5 protein-coding genes are annotated in these 6120 nt (G+C 71.6%); all 5 read left to right on the forward strand.

Annotation, left to right across the window (positions count from 1 at the left end; translation table 11 throughout):
- The first annotated feature begins 43 nt into the window (after positions 1-43).
- The 5 genes from ACIRPU_RS43050 to ACIRPU_RS43070 all read left to right on the forward strand — a co-directional run bounded on the left by ACIRPU_RS43050 (position 44) and on the right by ACIRPU_RS43070 (position 5899).
- Positions 44-139, forward strand: a complete 96-nt coding sequence (locus ACIRPU_RS43050; RefSeq protein WP_355709575.1) for an Ms4533A family Cys-rich leader peptide — start codon at positions 44-46, stop codon at positions 137-139.
- Between the two features lie 190 nt (positions 140-329).
- Positions 330-2048, forward strand: coding sequence for an ABC transporter substrate-binding protein (locus ACIRPU_RS43055; RefSeq protein WP_403878298.1), 1719 nt, complete (start codon positions 330-332; stop codon positions 2046-2048).
- Between the two features lie 43 nt (positions 2049-2091).
- Complete coding sequence (locus ACIRPU_RS43060; RefSeq protein ID WP_384124808.1) at positions 2092-3102, forward strand: ABC transporter permease; 1011 nt, start codon at positions 2092-2094, stop codon at positions 3100-3102.
- Positions 3099-4106, forward strand: coding sequence for an ABC transporter permease (locus ACIRPU_RS43065; RefSeq protein ID WP_403878301.1), 1008 nt, complete (start codon positions 3099-3101; stop codon positions 4104-4106). Before ACIRPU_RS43060 ends, ACIRPU_RS43065 begins: the two co-directional genes overlap by 4 nt.
- Positions 4103-5899 (forward strand): dipeptide ABC transporter ATP-binding protein, encoded by a 1797-nt coding sequence (locus ACIRPU_RS43070; RefSeq protein WP_403878304.1) that lies wholly within the window; start codon positions 4103-4105, stop codon positions 5897-5899. Before ACIRPU_RS43065 ends, ACIRPU_RS43070 begins: the two co-directional genes overlap by 4 nt.
- Positions 5900-6120: the final 221 nt, after the last annotated feature.

A 6120-nucleotide genomic window follows, 5' to 3' on the forward strand; every position in this document is an offset into this window, starting at 1 on the left:
GGGCGCGTTGACATGCCCAAAAAGTTCCTCCATATTGCTGCGTATGTGGTCTAGTCATCCCGTCGACAGGAGCGCCGCCATCGAGCTGGCGCTCTTCGGCGTGACCGCGCTCTGCGTGGCCGACATCCACTGTCGCTGACGCCGCCCCCAGGCGCGTGCGTCGCGAATTCTCCTGCTTTTCCAGCCGTTGACGTGGTCACGGCTCTTCGACGACCCGGCGCCGGGGCGGACGTCTGTTCACTTTCGTCTCACTCCTCGTCCATATGTCTCGGATACCGAGATGCCCCGGAAGGGGTGGCGAGACCGTCAACCGAGAGGTCGTCATTCCGATGCGTCAACCGTCCCTCATAGCGCGCCGCGTCGCCGCGGCATCCGTCAGCCTGGTGGTGGCCGCGGGCGCCGCCGCCTGCGGGCCTGAGGACAACGATGCCAAGGCCTCCGGCGGCGACTCCGCCCCGCACCAGGGCGGGACGCTCACCATCCTGAACCGCAACCCCCAAGAGGACTTCGACCCGGCCCGCCTCTACACCTCCGGCGGCGGCAAGGTCCCCACCCTGGTCTTCAGAACCCTCACCACGCGCAACCGCGAGAACGGCGCCCCCGGCACCGAGGTCGTCCCCGACCTCGCCACCGACACCGGTCGCCCCAACGAGGACGCCACCGTGTGGACGTACACCCTCAAGGAGGGCCTCAAGTACGAGGACGGGACCGCGATCACCTCGGCCGACGTCAAGTACGGCATCGAGCGGTCCTTCGCGCCCGAGCTCTCCGGCGGCGCGCCCTACCTACGGGACTGGCTGGTCGGCGCGGCCGACTACCAGGGGCCGTACAAGGACCCCAAGGGCCTCGCCGCCATCGAGACGCCGGACAGCCGGACGATCGTCTTCCATCTGAACAAGCCCGAGGGCGAGTTCCCGTACCTGGCCACGCAGACGCAGTTCGCGCCCGTCCCGAAGGCCAAGGACACCGGTACGAAGTACGAGGAGCACCCGGTCTCGTCCGGCCCCTACAAGGTCGTCAAGAACGAGAACGACGGCGAGCGCCTCACCCTGGAGCGCAACACCTACTGGTCCGCGAAGACGGACGCCGAGCGCAAGGCGTATCCCGACAAGATCGACGTACGGTCCGGGCTCGACTCCTCGGTGATCAACCAGCGGCTGTCCGCGTCCCAGGGGGCGGACGCCACCGCCATCACCACGGACACCAACCTCGGCCCGGCCGAACTCGCCAAGGTCAGCGGCGACAAGGCACTCGCCGCGCGGGTCGGCACCGGTCACTTCGGCTACACCGACTACATCGCGTTCAACCCGAACGTGAAGCCGTTCGACGACATCCGGGTGCGACAGGCGATCTCGTACGCCGTCGACCGGTCGTCGGTCGTCAACGCGGCGGGCGGCTCGTCGCTCGCCGAGGCCGCCACCACCTACCTGCCGAACCAGAAGTCCTTCGGTCACGAGCCCTACGACCTCTTCCCGGCGGGGAAGACCGGCGACGCGGCGAAGGCCAAGGAGCTGTTGAAGGAGGCCGGTCACCCGAACGGGCTGACCATCACCCTCACCCACTCCAACAGCCAGGACTTCGAGACCAGCCCGGAGATCGCGACCGCGATCCAGGACGCGCTCAAGAAGGCCGGCATCACCGTCAAGCTCCAGGGCCTGGAGGACAACGACTACTCCGACACGATCCACGACGTGAAGACCGAGCCCGGCTTCTTCCTGGCCCACTGGGGCGCCGACTGGCCCTCCGGCGGTCCGTTCCTCGCCCCGATCTTCGACGGCCGGCAGATCGTCAAGGACGGCGCGAACTTCAACACGGGCTTCCTGAACGACAAGTCGGTCAATGCCGAGATTGACGCGATCAACAAGTTGACCGATCTCGACGCCGCAGCCAAGAGGTGGGGCGCACTCGACAAGAAGATCGGCGAGCAGGCGCTGACCGTGCCGCTGTTCCACCCGGTCTACAAGCGGCTGTACGGCGAGGACATCCGCAACATCGTCATCAGCGACTGGGACGGCGTCCTGGATCCCTCGCAGGTCGCGGTGAAGTAGCACCGTGAGCGAGGCAGTCACCAAGGCGGCCGCCCAGGCCGTCATCGCCGCCCAGGCCCCCGGTACGGACCCCGCGTCGGTCCCGGGGGCCTCGGGCGCCCGTCAGTTCTGGCGGCGGCTGCGAGCGCAGCGCGCCGCCCTCGTCGCGGCGGTCGTCGTCGCGTTGCTCGTCCTGGTCGCGCTCGCCGCGCCGCTGCTCACCGCCATCGAGGGCCAGGACCCGACCACCTACCACCCCTCCCTCATCGACTCCGCGCGCGGGGGCGTGCCCGTCGGCCCGTTCGGCGGCATCGGCGGCGACCACTGGCTCGGCGTCGAACCGCAGACCGGACGCGACCTGTTCGCCCGTCTGGTGCACGGCGCCCGGGTGTCCCTGGGCGTCGCGCTGGCCGCGACCGTGATCCAGGTGGCCATCGGCGTCACCCTGGGCATCGCCGCCGCGCTCGGCAACCGATGGGTTGATCAACTGTTGAGCCGGATCACCGACATCTTCGTCGCCCTGCCGCTGATGATCATGTCGTTGGCGCTGCTCGCGATCGTCCCGGCGAGCTTCCCCCGGCCCGTGCTGGTCACCCTGGTCATCGGCCTCATCGCCTGGGGCAACGTCGCCAAGGTGGTGCGCGCCCAGACGCTGACCCTCAAGGGGCTCGACTACGTGTCGGCGGCCCGGCTCAGCGGCTGGGGCACCTGGCGGATCGCCCGCCGGGAACTGCTGCCCGGGCTCGCCGCCCCCGTCATCACGTACGCGGCGCTGCTCGTGCCGCAGAACATCTCCGTCGAGGCCGCGCTGTCCTTCCTCGGGGTCGGTGTGAAGCCGCCGACGCCGTCCTGGGGACAGATGCTCACCGCCGCCGACGTCTGGTACCAGGCGGCCCCGCAGTACCTGCTGCTGCCCGCCGGCGCCCTCTTCGTCACCGTCCTCGCGCTGACCGTCCTCGGCGACGGCGTGCGCACGGCGCTCGACCCGCGCGCGGCCTCCCGGCTGCGGGTGGGGACGGGACGCCGACGGGAGCACCGAGCGGACACCGCTGCCGAGAAGGAGACGTCCTCATGAGCGGCCTCGGCGGCCTCGGCGGCTTCGTGCTGCGCCGGGGCATCGGCACGATCCTCACCCTGTTCGCCATCTCGGTGATCGTCTACGTCGTCTTCTACGTCACCCCCGGCGACGTCGCCCAGATCACCTGCGGTCCGCGCTGCTCGCCGGCCCAGGTGCACCAGGTCGCCGAGCAACTGCGCCTCGACGAACCTCTCTACGTGCGCTACGGGCACTTCCTGGGGGGCCTCGTCGCGGGCCAGGACTACTCGACCGGCACCTCCGTGGAGCGCTGCCCGGCGCCCTGCCTGGGGCTGTCGTACCAGAGCGATCAGCAGGTCACCCGGCTGATCCTGACCAAGCTGCCGGTGAGCCTGTCGCTCGTCCTCGGCGCGATGGTGGTGTGGCTGATCCTCGGCGTCGGCACCGGCGTCCTGTCGGCCTGGCGGCGCGGGCGGCTCACCGAGCGCGTCCTGACCGCCGTCACCCTGGCCGGGACGGCCACGCCCGTGTTCGTGATCGGCCTCATCCTGATGATCGTCGTCTGCGGCGAGCTGCAACTGCTGCCCTTCCCGCAGTACGTGAACCTCACCGACGACCCCGAGCAGTGGGCGTGGAACCTGCTGCTGCCCTGGCTCTCGCTCGCCCTCATCGAGGCCGCGTCGTTCGCCCGGCTGACCCGGTCGTCGATGCTGGAGACCCTCGCCGAGGACCACATCCGCACCTTCCGCGCGTACGGCGTCGGCGAGCGGTCGATCATCGGGCGGCACGCGCTGCGCGGGGCGTTCGCGCCGGTCATCGCGCTGAACGCCAACAACTTCGGCTCCGCGGTCGGCGGCGCGGTGCTCACCGAGACCCTCTTCGGGCTTCCCGGCATCGGACAGGAGCTGGTGCACGCGGTCAACGTCGTGGACCTTCCGGTGGTCGTCGGGATGGTCCTGGTCATCGGTTTCTTCGTGGTCCTCGCCAACGCCGTCGCGGACGTCCTGTACGCGGTGGCCGACCGACGGGTGGTGCTCACATGAGCCTGGTGGAAGTCACGGACCTCACGGTCGAGTTCGGCGCGCTGCGGGCCGTCGACGGCCTCTCCTTCCGCCTGGCGGAGGGCGCCGCCCTCGGCCTCGTCGGCGAGTCCGGCTCCGGCAAGTCCACGGTCGCCTCGGCCCTCCTGGGACTGCACCGGGGGACCGGGGCCGTCGTCGGCGGTTCCGTACGGGTCGCCGGGACCGACGTACGGACCGCGTCCGACGAGGAACTGCGGCGGCTGCGCGGCGGCCGGGCGGCGATGGTCTTCCAGGACCCGCTGTCCTCCCTCGACCCGTACTACGCGATCGGCGACCAGATCGCCGAGGTGTACCGCGTGCACACGCGGGTGTCCCGTCGTACGGCACGCGCGCGTGCCGTGCAGGTCTTGGAGAGGGTGGGAATTCCGGACCCGGTCCGGCGCTCCCGGTCGCGGCCGCACGAGTTCAGCGGCGGCATGCGCCAGCGCGCCCTCATCGCCATGGCGCTGGCCTGCGAGCCCGACCTGCTGATCGCCGACGAGCCGACGACCGCGCTCGACGTGACCGTCCAGGCCCAGATCCTCGACCTGCTGCACACCCTGCGCGAGGAGACCGGAATGGGGCTGCTGCTGGTCACGCACGACGTGGGCGTGGCGGCGGAGAGCGTCGACGAGGTGCTGGTCATGCGGCACGGCCGGCTCGTCGAGCACGGGCCGGTCGGAGCCGTGCTGGCGGCCCCCGCGCAGCCGTACACACGCGAGCTGCTCGCAGCCGTGCCCCGGGTGGAGGCACGCCGGGCGGCCGACGACGGGCCGGCGAAGCCTGACGCACGGGGACCTGACGTACAGAGAGCTGGCGTACGGGGAACTGGCGTACAGGGAACTGGTGTACAGGAGCCGGAGGTACAGGGGCCGGACGTGCAAGGGCCGGACGTACGGCGGCCGGACGCGGGCGGGTCGCTCGCGGACGTGCGGCGCGCGGCCGTCCAGCCGTCGAGCGAGGTCGTGCTGGAGGCGCACGGGCTGCGCCGCGAGTTCGGGCGCGGCAAGCGGGCCTTCGCGGCCGTCGACGGCGTGTCGCTGACCGTCCACCGGGGCGAGACCGTCGGCGTCGTCGGGGAGAGCGGCAGCGGCAAGACGACGCTCGGCCGGATGCTGGTCGGACTGCTGGAGCCGACGGCCGGCGAGGTCCGGTACGAGGGACGGGTGTCGTCGGGAGTGAACCCGACCGTGCAGATGGTCTTCCAGGATCCCGTCTCCTCCCTGAACCCCCGCCGCAGCGTCGGCGAGTCCATCGCCGACCCGCTCCGCGCATCGGGCGCGCGGGGCGTGCGGGGCGTGCGGGGGAGGGACGAGGCGGGCGTCAGGGGGCGTGTGACGGAACTGCTGGAGCGCGTGGGGCTCGAAGCGGCGCACTACGACCGCTACCCGCACGAGTTCAGCGGAGGTCAGCGCCAGCGCGTGGGCATCGCGCGGGCGCTCGCGGCCGAGCCGCGCGTCATCGTGTGCGACGAGCCGGTCTCCGCGCTCGACGTGACCACCCAGGCCCAGGTCGTCGCCCTGCTCGGCGAACTCCAGCGCGAACTCGGCCTCGCGCTGGTCTTCGTCGCCCATGACCTGGCCGTGGTGCGCCAGGTCAGCGACCGGGTCGCGGTGATGCGGCGCGGCCGTGTGGTCGAGGAGGGGCCCGCCGACGAGGTGTACGAGTCGCCGCGCGACCCGTACACCAGACAGCTGCTGGCCGCCGTACCGGCGCTCGACCCTGCGGTCGCCGCCCGACGGCGCGCCGAGCGACGGGAGCCGGCCCTGACGTGAGACCCGTGGGACGCGAGTGACGTGACGTTTCGCAGTCGGATGATCTCCTAGCGCGACCGAACGCGACCCGCACGGGAAAGTTACGACCGTTCACCCCTTTTGGTGGGGGGGGGGGGCGCCCCCCCGGCCCCCCCCCCCCCCGCGGCCCGCCCCCCGCCCCCGCCCCCCCCCCGGGGCCGCCCCGGGGGCGCCCCCCCCCCGCACGGGGGGGGGGGGGGGCA

Source organism: Streptomyces sp. NPDC102259 (assembly GCF_044766465.1).
Classification (GTDB): Bacteria; Actinomycetota; Actinomycetes; order Streptomycetales; family Streptomycetaceae; genus Streptomyces.